The following is a 15,714-nucleotide window of genomic DNA, read 5'->3' as shown; positions in this document are numbered from 1 at the left end:
TTCATCCTTGTAATGCTTGTTCGAAAATTGTTAATCTTATCTTCGGTGTTTCTGTATATGAATACAACTACTTTATTGATTTTAGACGTTTTTAGTCAGCATGTTAGCGTGTGCAATCGATGTCACTACTTTGCGGTGTATGGATGAACTTTATTGGCGAAGCAGCGGCACTTGGCGCGGCGATGGTGTGGGCCATTGCGACTTGGATTTATGGGCAATTTAGTCATCGATTTAGTGCTTTTCAGCTTAATATCATAAAAGGGGTTATCGGCTCTGCGATGATGTTGCTGGTATTGCCACTATTACCTCAGCCACACATCGAAATCTCTGCGCACCATGCCCTCATTTTAGGGTTATCAGGTGTTATTGGTATTGCGATAGGTGACAGTGCTTATTTTGCTGCTTTAAAACGAATAGGACCTAATAATACCTTGTTGTTAGAGTCATTAGCGCCGCCGTTGTCGGGCGTCTTGGCATTGGTGTTTCTTGGCTTAGGTTTAAGCGTTTTTAATTGGTTAGGCATTGTTGTTACTACTGTTGCTGTTACTTTGGTGGTGATGCAGCCTTCGTCTAATAAAGAGGGTATTTCAAAAGCCGGTGTAGGTTATGGGTTATTGGCCAGTGTATGCCAAGCCAGTGGGGTGGTGATCTCTCACTTTGCGTTAGTGGCAGGGGATATCAATCCGTTAGTGGGCGCATTGCTTAGGTTATCGGTTGGCGTTTTGGTGGTTGCGATGATGGTGCCATTATTTCAACCGAAACCATTTTCAAATATTGTGCATTTAGGTAAGGCAATGAGTAAAGTGGATCGCCTGTATTTATTGGCGGCGATTACGGTAGGGACCTTTTTAGCGCTTTGGTTACAACAAGTGGCGTTAAAGCATGCCAATCCCGCCATTGCTCAAACACTCATTGCTACCAGTCCTTTATTTATGCTGATCATCTATAAGATGAAAGGAATCTCAATTTCTAAGCGATCCATTATCGGGACAATGGTGGCTTTACTCGGCATTGCCATTCTTCTTATGGGTTAATACCCAGTACAATCTTTTTATGAGATCACTGCAAAAGCTGATCTAATGATAATGGTTTTTCTGAAATTTTTGCTTTGACTGCTGGCGTTTCGCCGGGGGTTTCTTGATGGCAAAGATTATTCCATGCTTTGTAGATGTCCAGCAGAGGTAATAGACCTTCAGGGCGTCTTCTGCGTCTAGGCTCGTTAACGATTGTTTTAAACATAGCATGGAAGCGAGTCATATAATCGGTTAGTGGAGTCAATTTAGGCAGTTGATGCGCTTGCTGTTGGGTTAGAGTACTTTCAACCAGTTGGCAAATGGCTCTTTGATCTGAGTCTGTTTTAAGGTGCCATTGTTCTGAAATAGACCAAGGGGCAGGTGTTTCTTTAAGTAATAAAGGCTGCGGCTTTCCGCCCCCTTTTCCTTCCATCCAATTTAAATCATCAACTTGATATAATAAATCTAAACACTGTTTTTGACGCATGCGATTAAAGCTGGTCATTGCAGCTTGTGCCAGCATAGGTTCAAAGTTCATGCTAATGATAAGATGCTGCTTATTCTCCAGCCATTGATTGAGTTGATTAAAGTGGGCTGTTGCACAGTAAATAGGGGTCACCAAACCAGACTTTAAAGGGTAGTTAAGCTGAGTTTGATTATGCAGAGGGTTGCTTCGATCGCTTCGATTTTTATGATCGCTGATTAATGCATTCAGCAAACTAGGCAGTTTCTCATCAATTGGCATAGTACAGGGTGTATTGATACTTGCGAGGTATTCTTTATTGATGATGCGTCGATCCGCGAGAGTGTAATTTTTAGCGATGTTGAATGATTGATGGGTTATGTAGTGAGAGTTGCTATCACTAGTACAAACCCATAATACACCATTATTGCTGTTTGGTTGAAGAGCACAGCAGTTACTGACTAATGAAAATTTCTGAGACTGATTTTGCCAGTGATGATCAAATATTGATGACTTATGACGGCAGATACTCGCCATGGTGTTGATATGATCATTTAAGGTCTTTGCTTGAATTTTTAACTTGCTGGTGATTTCTCTTAAACTAAATCCAGTCAGTAATAGCGCTAATATAGTGACATGAATTTTAAGGTGTGGATTGGCAATAGAGAATTGGTCAACGAATGTCTTTTTACATTGTTTACAACGATAGCGCTGCTTCTCACCACTAAATCCAAATGAATAATAGCTGTGTGGGTAAAGTTGCACGTGATTGGCAAAGTTGTCGCATTTTTTATTGCCGCACGCACTTAAGTCAGCGTGTCGATATTGTGCTTGTGAGGTCAACTCTTTATCTAATTCGTCAGGCCATAGAGTGGGTGAGATGGTATGGCAACTTGCGCAGGCTATCTGAGAGTATTGTCGGTCATTTAAAATAGAATAGTTGGCAAGGTTGAGCGATCCAAAGTCAGCACACAATGGATTTTTGCAAAAATTCAGCTCTAACAGTTGAGGGGTTATCGTTTCAAACACGGCATTGGTTATATCGTTGGTGGAGTTGACTCAATCCAAAGCAATTTAGCACAATTTTTGAAATGAAAAGTGCTCTGTTCTCTCATTTACAGCGTAAGAATATATGGATGTTAAATCTGTTACTTGTGAATTTTAGGGATAAATTATGACCAATACTCCGCTTGAGACACTATCATCGAAAATTCTAGACGCTAACACTCCTAGTCACCCAATCCAAATAGGCATCAGTGCTTGTGTATTAGGTGAAGAAGTTCGCTTTGATGGCGGGCATAAAAGCAGTAAATTTGTGACAAAAGAGCTTTCTCCCTTTTTTCAGTTTATCCCTGTTTGTCCTGAGGTAGGTATTGGTATGAGCGTACCTAGACCAGCAATACGCCTTATCTCAGATGATGAGCGCATTGCTCTGGTGGAAACTAAAGACCAAACTCAAGATTATACCGCGAGCATGCAAACCTATTCTGAAAATAAAGTGAATGAATTACAGGGGCAGTCTTTGTGTGGCTATATTGTGTGCGCCAAATCCCCAACTTGCGGGATGGAGCGTGTAAAAGTGTACGCAAATGGCTGGGCGTCTACTGATGGTGTTGGCCTGTATACCCGAGAGCTAATGACGAAAATGCCTTGGCTACCAGTGGAAGAAGATGGACGTTTAAATGATCCTGTTTTAAAGGAAAATTTCATATCACGCGTGTTTAGTTTACGTGATTTTTATGACTGCATGGGAGAGCATGCGACACCAAGAAAGATTATTGCATTCCATTCCCGTTATAAATTGACCTTGATGGCTCATGATCCAAGTGCTTATAAGGCGTTAGGCCAGTTAGTCGCCAAAGTCGCAAGCTATGAAGCGGATGAGTTTTTTCAACTGTACCGTTTGAAATTGATGCAGGCACTGACAACGCGAGCTACTCGAAAAAACAACACCAATGTGCTTATGCATATTCAAGGCTATTTTAAAAAATGGTTGTCCTCTCAAGAAAGGCAGGATCTGCGCCAAGTTATTGATGAATATCGACAAGGTTTATTACCTTTATTAAGCCCAATGACGCTAATTAAGCATTATTTGTCGTTATATCCTGACGAGTATTTAGCTAGCCAAAAATTTCTCGACCCACACCCGCAAGAGTTACGACTTCGTTATAGTTTGTAATAAGAAAGCGGGTGAGGAGAAATAAATGAAAGCACTAATGTGGTTTCGGCGGGATTTACGAACGTTAGATAATACCGCTCTTATACAATCGATGATGGCGGTGAATGAAAAAACGAATTCTGGCCATGAATCCGCTGGCCTTATGGCTTTATTTATCATGACACCAGAGCAGTGGAAGCTGCATGGTATGTCGACAATGCAAAGGGATCTCATTTGTCGACGTTTACAGGCTCTTTCACAGGAACTGCATTCGCTTAATATTCAATTGCACATTGAGACAGTCGACACTTTTGAGCAGTGTCCTGAGTTGATTAAAGAACGCTGTGAGCAGTTTAATATTGACCATGTTTTTGCCAATCAAGAGTATGAAATTAATGAGGTAACACGAGATCATCAGGTTCAAAAGCTGCTAGAGGGCATGGATGTTGGCTTTTCATTGCATATGGATAAGTGCATTTTCGCGCCTGGCAGTGTCAAAAATAAGCAAGGCAGTTATTTTAAAGTGTTTACTCCCTTTAAAAAATGCTGGCTGTCGCGTTTCACACAACATCCGATTTTGGTTCGCAAGCCTCAGCGTTTAGCAACTAACGCTTTGTTTGATTCAAACACGGTGGTGGATTGGCAAGCATTAATGCCCTTTGCTTCAGATCAGTTTTCTCCAGAACAGTCCTCTTTAGAACACACTTTCTCAGGTCAGTCTACATGGCTTAGTGATACCTCTTCTATCATTGCGCTATTGCGCGAGTTTGTTGCTCAAAAATCCTCAAGTTATCATCAAGATAGAGATTTCCCTGCGCTAGATGGAACCAGTACGCTGTCTCCTTATCTGGCGCTTGGTATGTTGTCAGTACGCCAGTGTATCGCAAGGTTACTCTGTGGCCGCCGTATTGATCAGTTAAATGAAGGTGAGCAAACTTGGTTGAGTGAACTGATTTGGCGAGAGTTCTATCAACATCTAATTCACTTTGAACCTAAGCTGTGTATGGGAAAAACATTCGTGCCTTGGGCTGACAATCTCGAATGGCTTGGCTCTGATACGCATCTGAAGAAATGGCAACAAGGAGAAACAGGCTATCCCATTGTGGACGCTGCGATGCAACAGCTTAATCAGACGGGTTGGATGCATAATCGATTGCGAATGGTGGTCGCGAGTTTTTTGAGTAAAGATTTACTTATCGACTGGCGCAAAGGCGAGGCTTATTTTATGAGTAAGTTGGTCGATGGTGATTTTGCGGCGAATAACGGAGGATGGCAATGGTCTGCATCCGTTGGTTGTGATGCTCAGCCATATTTTAGAATCTTTAACCCTATCTCCCAAGGTCAACGATTTGACCCCGATGGCGAATTCGTGAAACGTTGGCTTCCACAGCTAAAATCAGTACCCAGTAAATTTATTCATTCGCCGTGGTTATGGGATGATTTTCAAAGTTTGGACTATCCTCAACCTATTGTTGATCATAAACAGCAAAGGCTAAAAGCATTGCAGATGTATAAGGAAGCGAAAGACAGTGGTAGTTAAGGTTCATTTTCGTAGTCGGTTACTTTTCATTGTTGGTATATTGATTGCTTGGTCATTGACGATGCCAAGCGCAGTGAGTGCAACATTTACACTACCTAAAGACGGTAGTCATATAGTAGGGAAGTTGCAACGTCACCAAGTGACCAAAGGCGAGACATTTGCATTATTGGCAAAGGATTATGATGTGGGCTTGTTAAGTCTGATTGCGGCCAATCGTGGGGTTGATCCTTTCTTACCTACTGATGGAGAAGTATTAACGGTTCCTACGCGTTTTATTCTGCCTACGGCAAAGCAAAAAGGCATTGTCATCAACCTTGCAGAACTGCGCCTTTATTATTTTGATCCCGACGGGGAGCATGTACACGTTTTTCCTGTGGGAATAGGACGTATAGGTCGAGAAACACCGCAAATGGTGACCTCAATAAGCTCGATGATAGAAGCACCCACATGGACACCGCCTAAATCGATAAGAATGGCCTACGAAGAAAATGGGATTGAATTGCCAGAAAAAGTCCCCGCAGGACCTGATAACCCTCTTGGTGAGTACGCAATGCGTTTACGTTATGGGTCAGGTCAGTATTTAATTCATGGTACCAATAAGGATTTTGGCATTGGGTTAAGGGTTAGCAGTGGTTGCATTAGGATGGAACCGGTTGATATTGAATGGCTATTTAATCAAGTCGACCGCGGAACACGAGTACAAATTGTCAATCAGCCAATTAAAGTGGCAGTCGAGCCTGATGAAAGTGTGTTTGTCGAATCTCATGAGCCGCTAACAGCGCGAAATGGCAGTAAACAATCTTTTGATTGGCCTTTGGAATTGCAGGTGTGGCTTGATAATTATCAGCAGGCGTATTCTAGGGTGAATGGCGTAATCCAAATACAAACAGGTTTACCGACCATAGTGCATGACGGCACCTACTAATATCAATCGTAGTAAATTTCTGAAAATGATCTTACGGTGATTGATATAATATTTACTGTTTGAGTACAAAACAAAAAGCCAGCTAAAAGCTGGCTTTTAAAATTAGAGTATAGTGAAACTACTTAGTGTACGACTGAGCTACGTTATCTAGGCGTTCGTTAGCACGTGCTGACTCATCTTGTGCTGCCATTGCCGCTTCTTTAGCTTGCATTGCCGTTGCTTTGTTGTCAGCAGAGTCTTTCTCATGTTCTGCTTTCAGCGCTGCCAAATCTTGTTCTAGCTGAGAAACTCTAGCATCAGTGTCTGCCATTTTAGCGGTTGTTTCTTCATCTGGACCTGAAGCACAACCCGCTAATAATAAAACTGAGCTAACCCCTGCTGCGAGTAAAAACTTATTATTCATACGAACTCCCTGATTCTTTTAGTAATGCCACTTATTTCTGTTGGCTTAAATAGTGTAGACGCAGAACAAAATATGTTCGAATAATTTACAGAAATTAGGTGACTGTCTGCATATGGCGCTTCATTTAAAGGTTTATCAGTGGATATTTTGTGATCTGAGTGGGTAAGTAGGGTATTATTAGCCAGATTTTTATATAGCGTGTTTTATCTGTCCGAATTTTGAGTAGACAGAAAACAGGCTAACCCCCGTTTTAGGAGAAGACTTTGAAGTTTAGAGAATTAGGTTTAGACAATCGTTTAATGAAGAATTTGGATCACTACTCATTTAAGAGTGCGACCGAAATTCAGCAACAGGCAATCCCTGTCGCGTTGGCTGGTAAGGATTTACTAGCGTCGTCTAAAACTGGTTCTGGTAAAACTTTGGCATTTGTTTTGCCTATGCTGCATAGATCTCTTAAAAACAAAGCATTCTCAGCCAAGGATCCTCGCGGTGTTATTTTAGCGCCTACTCGTGAATTGGCTCGCCAAGTGTATAACGAGCTGCGTACCATGTTAGGCGGACTGTCTTACACGGCAACTTTAATCGTCGGTGGTGAAAACTTTAACGATCAAGTTAAAGCATTGCGTAAATACCCTCGTTTTATCGTGGCAACGCCGGGACGTTTAGCCGATCACCTAGAGCATCGTTCACTGTTCCTTGATGGGCTTGATACGCTGGTTTTAGATGAAGCCGATAGAATGCTGGATTTAGGTTTTGCACCTGAACTTCGCCGTATTCATAGCTTAGCGAAACACCGCCGCCGTCAAACGTTGATGTTCTCTGCAACCCTTGATCACGCCGAAGTGCATGATATGGCAATGGAGATGCTTAATAACCCTAAACGTATCTCTATAGACAGTGGCAATGCTCATCACACTGATATTGAACAGAAATTCTATCTTTGTGACCACCTTGATCATAAAGAAGCGCTACTGAATCGTATTATTGATGAAGCGGATTACAATCAGATAATGATTTTTACTGCGACCCGTTCAGATACCGAGCGTTTGACCGCAGAGCTTAATAAGAAACAATTGAAAGCCGTCGCATTGAGCGGAGGTTTAACTCAAACTCAGCGTAATACGATTATGAGTCAGTTTGAGCGTACGGTATTTAAAATTTTGGTCACAACCGATATTGCCTCTCGAGGTATCGATATCGCGAACGTTTCACACGTGATTAACTTTGATATGCCAAAACATACCGAAGAGTACGTGCATCGAGTCGGTCGTACAGGCCGTGCAGGTAACAAAGGAACGGCATTATCATTAGTTGGCCCTAAAGATTGGGATAGCTTTAAGCGTGTGGAGAGCTTCTTACAACAAGACTTATCATTTGATGTGCTAGAAGGTCTTAAAGGTAAGTTCAAAGGCATTAAGCCTAAAAAACCGGTCTATCGTGGTAAAGGTGCTCAAACTGCTAAAAAATCAGCCGCACCGAAGAAAGCTGTTAAGAAGCAAGTTAGACGCGACAAAACATTCCACACCAATGTGGCCGTTGGGGATGCGGTATTCATTCCTAAGAAGAAAACGCCACCTAAAGTGGACAGTGATGATTAATTCACACTAATTTTTAAAAAGCGAAGACTGAGTTCTTCGCTTTTTTTATGCCTTAATTTTAGATATTCAATCTTCTGACCAGTCTATAGTGGCGGAATCCCGTTGTTTTTCTTAAGAAAAGAAATAATTAGAATTAATTTTAAGTGTTTTTCGAAGGTTTATGACAATGTCATTTTGTAATAAATCGTATGCAATAAAAGCCAAAATAGACTTCATTGTTCAATCATATTGGCAATGAAAGATAAGAATTAGAATGGCGTTCACTACTAAGTTTACCGTGGTTCTTGCTAGTTAACTTATTGATACTTATAGTGTTAATCTTGTTGTTTTGTGAGAGTGCTTATTGTGGCTAATACATAAAAAAGCCATCCCTCCTAATCTTAGTCATGCCATTTTGACGGTTGTCGATATCGTTTCAAACTGAAAGTCCCAATCAAATTGTCATTTACCTTTAAAAGTTCTGAAACATAAGTGTCATACAACACCCTTAAAGTGTCCCTCGTCAACTAAACAAACGAACGACATACAAATGTCGTGACAGTGATTCCCATTAAGGACAAACAGATGAAAAAGACAGTAATCGGTGCAGTAGCACTTCTAGGCGCACTAACAATGACCCCAGCAGTTGCTAAAGAGACTATCTCTACAGTTGGTTCAAGTAGTGTCACTCCATTGATGGAAGTTTTCTCTGAAACTTACATGAAGTCTAACAGCAACGTATTTATCGAAGTTCAAGGCCCTGGCTCTTCAGCTGGTGTTCGTGCGGCTAAAAGCGGTACAGCAAACCTAGGCATGTCTTCTCGTAACCTTAAAGATTCTGAAAAAGAGCCTGCTCTTAAAGAATTGACTATCGCACTTGACGGTATCGCAGTTGTGGTTAACCCAGCAAACGCTGTGAACAACCTAACTTCTGAGCAAGTTAAAGGTATCTACAAAGGCGAAATCTCAAACTGGAAACAAGTTGGTGGCGAAAACAAGCCTATCGTTACAGTAACTCGTGACACAGCTTCTGGTACTCGTGGTGCTTTCGAAGACATCATGGGCCTTAAAATGAAGATTAACGATATTACTGTATCGGCAATCTCTCAACGTGCACAAGTTGCAAACGGTAACGGCGCACTTAAAACTCAAGTTGCTTCAAACCCATACGCAATTGGCTACATCTCTCTAGGTACTGTTGATAGCACTGTTAACGCAGTAGCAATTGATAATGCAGCCGCTTCTGTAGCAAACGTTCAGAACGGCTCTTACAAAGTAGCTCGTCCATTCCTAGTACTTTACAAAGAAGCTAACGCTTCTGCTGAAACTCACAAGTTCCTAGAGTGGATGCAATCTGCTGATGCACAAGAACTAGTATCAAGCAAAGGTTACATCTCTGCTAAGTAATAGAAAAAATTGAAATTTTGCTCAGCCTGCGAAGGCTGAGCTTTTCCATGCATCCCACTTTATTTAATTGGGCTTAGTGCGTATTTAGATTTACCATCGCAAATTAATAGTGAATTTTTCAATGAAAAATGACAATGTTCAAGCTCCGGCTTTTGCTTCTTCTTCATTAAGAGAAGCCCGTGGCGTTGACTGGAGAGAGCGAATCTTTCACGGATTGTTCTTGTCCAGCGCAGTTATTGGTATTGTTTCTCTAGCCATTATCGCTTACTTCATCGTTAAAGAGAGTATCCCTGCATTTCAAGTAGCAGGCGTTAGCGGTATTGTTATGGGGCAAAATTGGTTGCCACCTGCGTTATACGGTGTAGCAACAATGATTGTGGCCTCATTAGTCTCCACCTTAGGCGCAGTTCTATTTGGTGTGCCGGTTGGCGTATTGACCGCCATCTTTATTGCCGAAATTGCGCCAAAGCGTGTGGCGAATATCATTCGTCCTGCAATTGAGCTACTGGCTGGTATCCCGTCGGTCGTTTATGGCTTTTTTGGTTTGGTTATTATTGTACCGCTGATTCAAAACATCTTTGATGTGCCTGCGGGTAATACGATCCTTGCCGGTATTATCGTGCTTGGTGTGATGATCTTGCCAACGGTCATTACCGTGTCTGAAACGTCAATTCGCGCAGTGCCTCGTACTTATAAAGAAGGCTCTCTTGCACTCGGCGCTTCAAAAATTTACACCATCTTTAAACTTCTCGTTCCAGCGGCTCGTTCAGGCATTATGACTGGCGTTATCTTGGGTATCGGCCGAGCATTGGGTGAAACGATGGCGATTATCATGGTGATGGGTAATGCCCCAGCGATGCCAGAAGGGCTGCTTGATGCTGCGCGTACACTAACCGCCAATATCGCCATTGAAATGTCTTACGCAAGTGGCATTCACGCCAATGCCTTGTATGCGACTGGTGTTGTACTGCTGGTCTTCATCATGATGTTAAACGGTGCTCTATTGTACCTTAACCGTCAAAAAGCGAGATAAGAGTCATGGATACAGTAAAACTTAAAAAATCTCGCCAGCGTAAAGATCATTTGCTTAGTGCATTTGTATGGCTATCTGCTGGTTTAACTGTGGGCTTTTTGTTCTGGATAATCTGGTACATTTTGTCGAATGGTTTGCAATTTGTGAACTGGGATTTCGTCACGGGTGACTATACTCGTACCGGTGATTCTCAGGGTATTTTCCCAATGATCGTTTCGACGGTTTATATGGTTATCGCTTCAATATCGATTGCGGCGCCATTGGGCATCATGACGGCTATCTATCTTACAGAGTATGCAAAAGTAGGTAGTAAGTTCGTTAAAGTGATTCGTTTTTGTACTGAATCATTGGCGGGTATCCCGTCTATTATCTTTGGTCTGTTTGGTATGACCTTCTTTGTGACCATCCTTGGATTAGGCTTCTCTATTCTGTCGGGTGCACTAACGTTAAGTATTTTGATTCTGCCAGTGATTATCCGTGCAACGGAAGAAGCACTAATGGCGGTTCCTCAAACTTTCCGTGAAGGTTCTTATGCTTTAGGTTCTTCAAGAATCTACACCATTTGGCGCTTGATTTTACCAAGTGCAATGCCAGGTATTTTGACTTCTGTTATCTTAAGTATCGGTCGTGTCATTGGTGAGTCAGCACCCGTGTTCTTGACTGCAGGTATGGTTGCGCGTATCCCAGAATCATTATTGGATTCGGGTCGTACATTAACCGTTCACCTATATAAGTTAACAACAGAGCTATTTACGATTGATGAGTGGAACCAAGCGTACGGTACAGCAACAGTACTGATTGTGGTTGTTCTGCTAATTAATACGTTAACCAAACTTATCGCTAGCCGCTTTAATAAAGCAACTTACTAATTGCAGCTGATAGACTCAAAGAATTTAAGAGACACATAAAATGAACAAATTTACTATCGAAAACCTAGATCTTTATTACGGCGAAAACAAAGCACTAAAAAGCATTAACTTGCCTATTCCTCTACGCCAAGTAACAGCATTAATCGGGCCTTCAGGCTGCGGTAAATCGACGCTATTGCGTTGTTTAAACCGTATGAATGACCTGATTGAAGGTGTAAAAATCGAAGGTCTAGTTGAAATGGATGGCCAAGATATTTACGGCAATATTGATGTAGCCGATCTGCGTATTAAAGTCGGTATGGTATTTCAAAAACCAAACCCGTTCCCAATGAGTATCTACGAAAACGTGGCTTATGGCCTTCGTGCTCAAGGTATTAAAGATAAAAAACACATTGATTCTGTTGTCGAAAATTCTCTGCGCGGCGCAGCACTTTGGGATGAAGTAAAAGATCGTCTTAAATCACATGCGTTTGGTTTGTCTGGTGGTCAGCAGCAGCGTCTATGTATTGCACGTACTATCGCAATGGAGCCAGATGTCATTTTGATGGATGAACCAACTTCGGCACTTGATCCAATTGCAACACATAAAATTGAAGAACTGATGGAAGATCTTAAGAAAGATTACACCATCGTTATCGTGACGCACTCAATGGCTCAGGCGCGTCGTATTTCGGACCGCACTGCTTTCTTCCTTATGGGAGAGTTAGTTGAGCATGATGAAACACCCGTAATATTCAGCAACCCAAGAGATGATCGCACTCAGGGTTACGTTAATGGCGACTTTGGTTAATCCTTCGATTAATCGCGCTGTTTTGAAACAAAATTAACTATAATAATAAGCGATGGACTTTTGCCCCTCTTTCATAGAGGGGCTTTTTTGCGTTTCCTTAGTTATCGTTAGATTGACCTTCTAATGCAGCCTAAGTAAACTCGGATTAGTTTAGATATGAGGTATGTACAGTGAGTGATTTCGAAAAAGACTTAGAAGCAATGGCTGCAGAGGCTGAAGATCAGCCGGAGCAACAACTGCCATCTATCGAAGAGCAAAAGCAAATAGCCGCAGAGCTTAAAAAACTTGAAGAAGCGGGTGAGTTAACACCAGAAGTGCTTGAGCAATACTTTGGTAAGTTCTACGCAAAAAATGAAGCGCCAATTCATTAATATCATATATGGTATAAGCAGATTTAATCAGTTGTATAAAAACGAAGAAGGCGAGCTGTTTAAGCTCGCCTTCTTTTTTTTGGTAATAGCTTCAATTAAGCAGGGGGGATTGTAGCACCAATTTCTTGGTGTAATCGGCGACAGGCGCGACCATCATCATGGAATAGGTGGCATCGTTTTGGGTCAATACCAATGGAGTAGTGATCGCCTGGTGCCACTTCTAAGGTATCTGGTTGACGGAAGTTAATATCGGTATCTGCACTTTCAACCGATAGGTAAACCTGAGTCTCTAGTCCTAATTTCTCAACAATAGTCACTTCACCTGAAATTGTTGCTTCAGAAGAGTCTGACATCAGTAAGTGTTCAGGGCGAATACCTAATGACATACGATCCCCTACATTGACGGTTGTGCCGTCAACAGGAATATTGAACGCTACTTTATTTTCTAGTTCTACTTTGACGTGTGTTGATGATGTTTCAATAGCGTGCACGCTAATAAAATTCATTTTAGGAGAACCTATAAACCCTGCTACAAAGCGATTTTGTGGGTAGTGATATAGATCTAAAGGTCGACCGACTTGAGAGACATAACCGCCATCAAGTACTACGATTTTATCGGCCATAGTCATTGCTTCCACCTGATCATGGGTAACATAGATCATGGTACAACCCAGTTGTCGTTGAAGCTTGGTGATTTCACTGCGCATTTGAACGCGCAGTGCAGCATCTAGGTTTGATAGTGGTTCATCTAATAGGAAGACTTCGGGCTGTGAAACAAGCGTACGCCCAATAGCAACACGTTGACGCTGACCACCAGAAAGTGCTTTAGGTTGGCGGTCTAGCAAATGGGTAAGTTGTAATATGTCCGCTACGTGTTTAACACGCTTTTCTGTTTCTGTTTTATCAGCTTTAGCCAGTTTCATGCCAAATGACATGTTGTCGTAAAGATTGAGGTGAGGGTAGAGTGCGTAGGACTGAAATACCATCCCCACGCCACGCTTGGAAGGTTCAACGTCATTCATGCGTTGCTCGCCAATATAGAGATCACCAGATGTAATCTCTTCAAGACCTGCAATACAGCGTAGAAGTGTTGATTTACCACAACCTGATGGCCCTACGAATACGACGAATTCTCCGTCGTTGATCTCTAGATTGACGTTCTTTGAGATCTCGATATCACCATAGGATTTATATACATTTTTTAACGTGACACTGGTCATTTCAGTTGATCCTCAACATTAATTTTTACCACTTGGCGCTCATTATGGTTATCATTTTTCCATGAATGCCAAACTAGAAAATAGAAGTCATGTGCATAATCTTTTTAAGATAACAGCAAAGAAAAAGGTGATGAACACAAAGCAATCGTTATTAATCACGGACCCCAAAGTCATTAATATCAATAGTTTTTGGTCGCATCACCTGGCCATTTCGAATGTTAGCTAATATTCCCCACACTTTCTTAATATGTTCCCCATCATGATTATCATTCTGCACATTAGGAAAGTGACTATTTGCTTACTTTAAAATGTAATTCCAACAAATTAGTTAGATAAAGTGCTCTTGCTATCCATATCTCGGATGTTGTTAGTTTGTGTAACTTTGCTTCTAGAAACATCCTCCTCATTCACTTTTTTGTAGGGGGAGTAGCAGGGGAGGAGGGTGAGAATCGGCTTTTAATATTGATTGGATCAATATCTCCTTTATTGGTCAATTTGTGTTGATTCGCATCACAAGAAAAACAGAATTGTGACTGAGATCATCAACGATGAGAGAGGCTCGTCACGAATTTGCTTGCGTTGTTATAGGGCGTAGTAGTCAGGAGGATGATGATTTAAGGCGACTAGCGGATGATAGATAGTGAAATTTGGCTTTCAGGAATATCTTGGATGGCCCTACACCAATAATAAAAAAGGATTAAACTCATGAAAAAAGCCCTAAGTACAGTGGCACTTGGCACGTTAGTTGCGCTTGGTTCTTTCGGTGCTCACGCAGCGATTCAAGAAGGTCAACTGACCATCTGGATCAACGGAGACAAAGGCTACAACGGTCTTGCAGAAGTGGGTAAACGTTTTGAAGAAGATACAGGCATTAAAGTTACTGTTGCTCACCCTGATGGTCTAGAGTCACGTTTTCCTCAAGTAGCGGCAACTGGTGATGGTCCTGATATCATTTTCTGGGCGCACGATCGTTTTGGTGGCTATGCACAAGCTGGTCTTTTAGCTGAGATTAAACCTTCGAAAGAAATCAAAGAAGGCATTGTTGATTTTGCGTGGGAAGCGGTGAATTTTGAAGGCAAGACTATTGGTTATCCTGTTGCGATAGAATCACTAGCACTTATCTACAATAAAGACCTAGTTCCAAACCCGCCAAAAACATGGGAAGAAATTGAAGCCCTTGATGCAAAACTGGCTAAAGATGGCAAAAAAGCGATCATGTGGAACCTAAAAGAACCGTACTTCACATGGCCATTGATGGCAGCTGACGGTGGTTATGCGTTTAAGCACACGCCAACAGGCTACGATGTTAAAGATGTCGGTATTGATAAAGCTGGCGTTAAAGATGCAATGAACTTTATTAAGTCTTTAGTTGAGAAGAAAGTCATCTCTGCTGATATGGATTACTCAATTGCCGATTCAGCTTTTGCTAAAGGTGAAGTTGCACTGACTATTAATGGTCCTTGGGCATGGGGTGGTTATGACAATAAAGTGAACTATGGTGTGACCACCATTCCAACGTTCAAAGGCAAAAACTCATCACCATTTGTCGGTGTATTAACTGCGGGTATCAGTACCGCGTCTCCAAACAAAGATCTAGCGGTTGAGTTCTTGGAGAACTACTTGCTGACCAATGATGGTTTGCGTGAAGTGAACAATGATAAGCCTTTGGGCGCGGTTGCACTAAAATCATTCCAAAAAGAATTGGCAACAGATCCTCGCATCGCAGCAACAATGGCGAGTGCGGAACATGGTGAAATCATGCCAAACATTCCTCAAATGAACACTTACTGGGGATCGGCCAAAAACGTGATTGTGAACGTTGTTGATGGCCGTCAATCTGTTGATGCAGCTCTAGAAGACGCTAAGAAACAAATGCTTAAGTAAACCCATTTAAGGAGGGGGCAACTCCTCCTTTTTTCTCTTATTGATCATTCGCTAGTAGGTT

The 15,714-nt window shown here is 41.8% G+C and carries 14 protein-coding genes; 11 read left to right on the top strand and 3 right to left on the bottom strand.

All coding sequences use genetic code 11. The annotated features are described in order from the left end of the window. Positions 1 to 143: 143 nt before the first annotated feature. Entirely contained in the window at positions 144 to 1,034 is an 891-nt protein-coding gene (locus tag A9260_RS13225; protein ID WP_068699699.1) for a DMT family transporter, read from the top strand. A gap of 25 nt (positions 1,035 to 1,059) precedes the next feature. Here A9260_RS13225 and A9260_RS13220 read toward each other — a convergent pair whose 3' ends face one another. Beyond that, positions 1,060 to 2,505 carry a hypothetical protein gene (locus A9260_RS13220; protein ID WP_068699697.1) on the bottom strand — a complete coding sequence of 482 codons (1,446 nt, stop codon included), beginning with the start codon at positions 2,503 to 2,505 and terminating at the stop codon, positions 1,060 to 1,062. A gap of 145 nt (positions 2,506 to 2,650) precedes the next feature. On the opposite strand from A9260_RS13220, the gene A9260_RS13215 reads away from it, so the two are divergent. The 3 genes from A9260_RS13215 to A9260_RS13205 all read left to right on the top strand — a co-directional run bounded on the left by A9260_RS13215 (position 2,651) and on the right by A9260_RS13205 (position 6,099). Continuing rightward, positions 2,651 to 3,655: a YbgA family protein gene (locus tag A9260_RS13215; RefSeq protein ID WP_082957106.1), complete on the top strand. Its 1,005-nt coding sequence runs from the start codon at positions 2,651 to 2,653 to the stop codon at positions 3,653 to 3,655. A gap of 25 nt (positions 3,656 to 3,680) precedes the next feature. Next, positions 3,681 to 5,174, top strand: coding sequence for a deoxyribodipyrimidine photo-lyase (gene phrB, locus A9260_RS13210; RefSeq protein WP_068699695.1), 1,494 nt, complete (start codon positions 3,681 to 3,683; stop codon positions 5,172 to 5,174). Between the two features lie 61 nt (positions 5,175 to 5,235). Beyond that, positions 5,236 to 6,099, top strand: a complete 864-nt coding sequence (locus A9260_RS13205) for a L,D-transpeptidase family protein (RefSeq protein WP_068699757.1) — start codon at positions 5,236 to 5,238, stop codon at positions 6,097 to 6,099. Between the two features lie 118 nt (positions 6,100 to 6,217). Here A9260_RS13205 and A9260_RS13200 read toward each other — a convergent pair whose 3' ends face one another. Then, complete coding sequence (locus tag A9260_RS13200) at positions 6,218 to 6,502, bottom strand: Lpp/OprI family alanine-zipper lipoprotein (protein ID WP_068699693.1); 285 nt, start codon at positions 6,500 to 6,502, stop codon at positions 6,218 to 6,220. A gap of 263 nt (positions 6,503 to 6,765) precedes the next feature. On the opposite strand from A9260_RS13200, the gene A9260_RS13195 reads away from it, so the two are divergent. From A9260_RS13195 to A9260_RS13170, 6 genes are all read left to right on the top strand, one after another. Next, a complete protein-coding gene (locus tag A9260_RS13195) occupies positions 6,766 to 8,100 on the top strand; it encodes a DEAD/DEAH box helicase (RefSeq protein WP_068699691.1) in 1,335 nt (444 codons plus the stop codon). 564 nt (positions 8,101 to 8,664) lie between these two features. Further along, positions 8,665 to 9,486 carry a phosphate ABC transporter substrate-binding protein gene (locus tag A9260_RS13190; protein ID WP_068699690.1) on the top strand — a complete coding sequence of 274 codons (822 nt, stop codon included), beginning with the start codon at positions 8,665 to 8,667 and terminating at the stop codon, positions 9,484 to 9,486. Positions 9,487 to 9,607: 121 nt separating this feature from the next. After that, positions 9,608 to 10,519: a phosphate ABC transporter permease subunit PstC gene (gene pstC / locus A9260_RS13185; protein ID WP_068699688.1), complete on the top strand. Its 912-nt coding sequence runs from the start codon at positions 9,608 to 9,610 to the stop codon at positions 10,517 to 10,519. Positions 10,520 to 10,524: 5 nt separating this feature from the next. Then, complete coding sequence (pstA, locus tag A9260_RS13180) at positions 10,525 to 11,388, top strand: phosphate ABC transporter permease PstA (protein WP_068699686.1); 864 nt, start codon at positions 10,525 to 10,527, stop codon at positions 11,386 to 11,388. A gap of 40 nt (positions 11,389 to 11,428) precedes the next feature. After that, positions 11,429 to 12,178: a phosphate ABC transporter ATP-binding protein PstB gene (gene pstB / locus A9260_RS13175; protein WP_068699685.1), complete on the top strand. Its 750-nt coding sequence runs from the start codon at positions 11,429 to 11,431 to the stop codon at positions 12,176 to 12,178. A 170-nt stretch (positions 12,179 to 12,348) separates the two neighbouring features. Further along, positions 12,349 to 12,549 carry a chromosome partitioning protein ParA gene (locus A9260_RS13170; protein ID WP_068699683.1) on the top strand — a complete coding sequence of 67 codons (201 nt, stop codon included), beginning with the start codon at positions 12,349 to 12,351 and terminating at the stop codon, positions 12,547 to 12,549. A gap of 95 nt (positions 12,550 to 12,644) precedes the next feature. Here A9260_RS13170 and malK read toward each other — a convergent pair whose 3' ends face one another. After that, positions 12,645 to 13,769 carry a maltose/maltodextrin ABC transporter ATP-binding protein MalK gene (malK, locus tag A9260_RS13165; RefSeq protein ID WP_068699680.1) on the bottom strand — a complete coding sequence of 375 codons (1,125 nt, stop codon included), beginning with the start codon at positions 13,767 to 13,769 and terminating at the stop codon, positions 12,645 to 12,647. 705 nt (positions 13,770 to 14,474) lie between these two features. Between malK and malE the strand changes: the two genes are divergently transcribed. Continuing rightward, positions 14,475 to 15,653 carry a maltose/maltodextrin ABC transporter substrate-binding protein MalE gene (gene malE / locus A9260_RS13160; protein WP_068699679.1) on the top strand — a complete coding sequence of 393 codons (1,179 nt, stop codon included), beginning with the start codon at positions 14,475 to 14,477 and terminating at the stop codon, positions 15,651 to 15,653. Positions 15,654 to 15,714: the final 61 nt, after the last annotated feature.

The sequence above is a fragment of the Vibrio sp. UCD-FRSSP16_30 genome, assembly GCF_001676025.1.
In the GTDB taxonomy this organism is placed as follows: Bacteria; Pseudomonadota; Gammaproteobacteria; order Enterobacterales; family Vibrionaceae; genus Vibrio.
Note: the sequence above shows the minus strand (reverse complement) of the source record. Positions and strands in the feature narration are given on the sequence as shown.

What these genes read in the sequence shown, in the direction of transcription:
- phrB (WP_068699695.1), top strand. Translation starts at nt 3,681, where the DNA reads ATGAAAGCACTAATGTGGTTTCGGCGGGATTTACGAACGTTAGATAAT.
- A9260_RS13215 (WP_082957106.1), top strand. Translation starts at nt 2,651, where the DNA reads ATGACCAATACTCCGCTTGAGACACTATCATCGAAAATTCTAGACGCT.
- pstC (WP_068699688.1), top strand. Translation starts at nt 9,608, where the DNA reads ATGAAAAATGACAATGTTCAAGCTCCGGCTTTTGCTTCTTCTTCATTA.
- A9260_RS13205 (WP_068699757.1), top strand. Translation starts at nt 5,236, where the DNA reads ATGCCAAGCGCAGTGAGTGCAACATTTACACTACCTAAAGACGGTAGT.
- A9260_RS13200 (WP_068699693.1), bottom strand. Translation starts at nt 6,502, where the DNA reads ATGAATAATAAGTTTTTACTCGCAGCAGGGGTTAGCTCAGTTTTATTA.
- A9260_RS13190 (WP_068699690.1), top strand. Translation starts at nt 8,665, where the DNA reads ATGAAAAAGACAGTAATCGGTGCAGTAGCACTTCTAGGCGCACTAACA.
- A9260_RS13225 (WP_068699699.1), top strand. Translation starts at nt 144, where the DNA reads ATGAACTTTATTGGCGAAGCAGCGGCACTTGGCGCGGCGATGGTGTGG.
- malK (WP_068699680.1), bottom strand. Translation starts at nt 13,769, where the DNA reads ATGACCAGTGTCACGTTAAAAAATGTATATAAATCCTATGGTGATATC.
- malE (WP_068699679.1), top strand. Translation starts at nt 14,475, where the DNA reads ATGAAAAAAGCCCTAAGTACAGTGGCACTTGGCACGTTAGTTGCGCTT.
- pstA (WP_068699686.1), top strand. Translation starts at nt 10,525, where the DNA reads ATGGATACAGTAAAACTTAAAAAATCTCGCCAGCGTAAAGATCATTTG.
- pstB (WP_068699685.1), top strand. Translation starts at nt 11,429, where the DNA reads ATGAACAAATTTACTATCGAAAACCTAGATCTTTATTACGGCGAAAAC.